4 protein-coding genes and 1 pseudogene are annotated in these 2,916 nt (G+C 67.5%); 1 reads left to right on the plus strand and 4 read right to left on the minus strand.

Annotation, left to right across the window (positions count from 1 at the left end; all coding sequences use genetic code 11):
- Positions 1 to 116: pseudogene (locus DD1DGNOD_RS30605) on the plus strand (phosphatase PAP2 family protein); the annotation flags it as partial.
- Positions 117 to 273: 157 nt separating this feature from the next.
- On the opposite strand, the gene DD1DGNOD_RS23690 reads toward DD1DGNOD_RS30605, so the two are convergent.
- From DD1DGNOD_RS23690 to DD1DGNOD_RS23700, 4 genes are all read right to left on the minus strand, one after another.
- Positions 274 to 864, minus strand: a complete 591-nt coding sequence (locus DD1DGNOD_RS23690; protein ID WP_346434373.1) for a hypothetical protein — start codon at positions 862 to 864, stop codon at positions 274 to 276.
- 85 nt (positions 865 to 949) lie between these two features.
- Positions 950 to 1,096 (minus strand): hypothetical protein, encoded by a 147-nt coding sequence (locus DD1DGNOD_RS30970; protein ID WP_346434374.1) that lies wholly within the window; start codon positions 1,094 to 1,096, stop codon positions 950 to 952.
- 297 nt (positions 1,097 to 1,393) lie between these two features.
- The gene (locus DD1DGNOD_RS23695) at positions 1,394 to 1,714 is read right to left on the minus strand and encodes a DUF2933 domain-containing protein (RefSeq protein WP_131766982.1); all 321 of its coding nucleotides are present in this window, start codon (positions 1,712 to 1,714) and stop codon (positions 1,394 to 1,396) included.
- A 182-nt stretch (positions 1,715 to 1,896) separates the two neighbouring features.
- Positions 1,897 to 2,400 carry a copper chaperone PCu(A)C gene (locus DD1DGNOD_RS23700; protein ID WP_165036990.1) on the minus strand — a complete coding sequence of 168 codons (504 nt, stop codon included), beginning with the start codon at positions 2,398 to 2,400 and terminating at the stop codon, positions 1,897 to 1,899.
- Between the last annotated feature and the right edge of the window lie 516 nt (positions 2,401 to 2,916).

Below are 2,916 nucleotides of genomic sequence, written 5' to 3' on the forward strand. Positions count from 1 at the left end.
ACCGACGCCGGACACGCCTTCTCGGCGGCGTCTACCCGGCGCTGACGGCGCTCGTTGTCATGGCCACCGCCAACCACTATCTGATCGACATCCTGGCCGGCTGGGCAGCCCTCAGCCTGGCCGCCCTGATCGTGTGTCTTGCCCGTCACCGGCCACGGCCAGCACCACCACACGACACGCCCACGGTGCGGGCACCGTCCAGTCTCTCCCCGGAGGTCATGCCGACCAGCGACGTCAGTGACCAACGGAGAACGACAGACCCGCCGGACCGGCTCACGACCGACGATGACGGGTCTGAGCACGCAAACCCCCCACAGCGGATCGCGACGTCGGTCCCGACGCTGATCGCGATGATGATGCCCGGCCCGCCGCGCCGAGACCCGCAGGGCGGGTCCGCCCGCCGACAAAGCGATCATATTCGGCGCCGGGCACAACCGCGACATAGAAGATCATCCGGTTGTGGTCCACGCCGCAGAACTCCGCGCACCGGCCTTTGAACGTGCTGGTCTTGCCGATCGTCACCGCAAGCTGGTTCATCCGGCCGGGGATCATGTCCCGCTTGAACAGAGACGCTGGCATCCAGAAGGATGCGGATGACATCCGGGGTACTGGCAGGACAAACCGGATCGAACGTCCCTGCGGCAGCATCAGCACGGCCGGCTCACCCGACCGGCCGATCACCTCCAGCGGCGCAGTGCTGTTCGCACCGGTGCCCGGATAGCGGAACTGCCAGTTCCACCGGAAGCCGATCACATTGATGGTGACGTCCGGCCTGCCCGACATCTTGTTGATCTCGATCTCGTCGCGGGCGGTGTAGGAGAACAGGCCTGCGACGATGACCAGGGGGAGGACCGTGTACAGCACCTCCACCGGCAGGTGGTACCGGATCCGTCGGGGAGTGCGCGTCTCCGCGTTTGCGAAACCTCACCACCGCATAGAAGATCAACAATCAGACGGTCACGCCGACGGCCAGCGCGGCGATGACCGAGCCTCGCCACAGGTTCAGTACCCGCGGCGCAAGGTTCGTGATTCGTTCGGGAAAGCCGGAAGTCGGGGCAACGCAGCCCGCGGTCGCCAGCAGCAGCGCCAGGGACACGCCGACAGGCAGCTGTCGGCCGCGTCCACCGACGCATCGGCGGGCACACTCATGACCGTTCCCGTAGGGCGGGGTCTGTGTGGAAGCAGGCACATCGGGGGCGGCACTCGGTCTCGCGATTCGGGTGGACCAGCCTTTCCGTCTGCATCGCGGGAACGGCGCAGAATCCGGAACCATCGCGGGCCCCCTCATGCACACCCGGGCGTGGGTCGCGCTGCGGCGGGAGGCCCACCGCACCTACGACACCACTGCGGCCGCGGGGTTCGCCATCTGAGAGTGGCAGTCAGCTTGGCCCGCTCAGAGCCGGTCGACCGGGTCGGCCTGTCCGAGATGCCGGCGGGCCTTGAGGATGGCCACCTCCTCCCGGAGTCTGCGAAGCTCCTCGTACTGCTCGGCCACCCGGCCAGGGGTGGCGCAACTGTTCGACTGCTCACCCTGGATCCCGCCACGGCTGCGACGCATCATCAACAGCATCGACAGTGGGCAGGCTAGTACCGCGAGTAGTGGCACCGCGGACCAGAAGGTGCGCGGGGCGGCCAGGAGCACCACGCCCGCGGCGACGGCCAGTCCGATCAGCACCTTCTTGTTGAAGCAATGCACAAGCGGCTCCTCAATCACCCAGCTCCTACTATCCTACTATGTAGGATAGTAGGAGCTGGGTCTCTCGTCATTGCCAGCAGCCCGTGAATCGCCGGACTGGCGGCCGATCGGCGGAGGTTCGCGGTGGCCGCGCTTGTCACGACCGGCGACACAGAAGATCGCAATCCGTTGACCGTCAGACGTTGACCTTCGCTGCACCGTCAGTCGCCCACACCCGACGGTTCGATCGGCGTGAAGACGTCGACCTGGCCCGCGCGGGCAAGGGTGAACGTCACCACCACGGTGCCGCCAATGATCAGTGGGGCCGCGCCGGGCAGCGCCACCCAGACCCCTCCTGGGGTGAGCGCGACCGTCCCGCGTGCCGGCACCGGCAACATGTCGAGCGGTGAGCTCCTGGCGTCGGTCCCGCCACGCTCCAGACGGGTCTCGGCGCTGACGTTGCTACGCACCGCCGTCACGGTGTCCGCAACCGCGCCGTCGTTGCGGATCGTGAGGTAGATCCGGGTGGGGGTGCCCGCCCCGGCCGGCACGACCCGTGCGTCCGCGATCGTGATCGGACCCTGGCTCGCCCGTCCCCGTTGCACCGTCGATGTCGCTGTCGGCAGATCACTGATCTGGGCTGAGCGTGAGTCGTTCGTAGCGCATCCGGTGACCCCAAGGGCAACAATCAGACAGGCGACGATCAAGGATCGGTGGACACGCATGCTCAGCACGACCCACCTCCGGTGGACAGCTGCATACCGATCGCACCCCGCGACCAGGCGGCGCAGCCCAGCCACGGCTCCCGCCACACCCCGCCCGCGACGGCGATGTGAGTCCCCGTCCTCGTACCCGACAGCGCCTTCCCGGCGCGCTGCAGCGAGCGCTCCCACATCGCCTTCTGCCCACCGGCCCCATCTACGATGTTCCATCGTAGCCAGTTCGATCTCGGAATTCCCGTCGGCTACCAGCATGTGGACCCGAGATGCCGACCTTGATCTTTTCCATCTGGCGCGCGAGCAGGGGCGGCGAGCGGGCTCGAGATTGGTGGCGTTTTCGACGGCCGCCGAGGAGTTTGTCGAACACCAACCGGTCCGGAAGCCGGGACCGTGTCCCGGGTAGGGCGACCTGGCCGGCGTGGACGTAACTAGTCAGCGCGGGGGTGCAACCCAGCCAGAATGACTGTGACGAGCCGGCGGACTGCGGCCTTGGACGGCAGGCTGCTGGCTGCGGTGAGGGCG

It is taken from the genome of Candidatus Protofrankia californiensis (assembly GCF_900634765.1).
Taxonomy (GTDB): Bacteria; Actinomycetota; Actinomycetes; order Frankiales; family Frankiaceae; genus Protofrankia; species Protofrankia californiensis.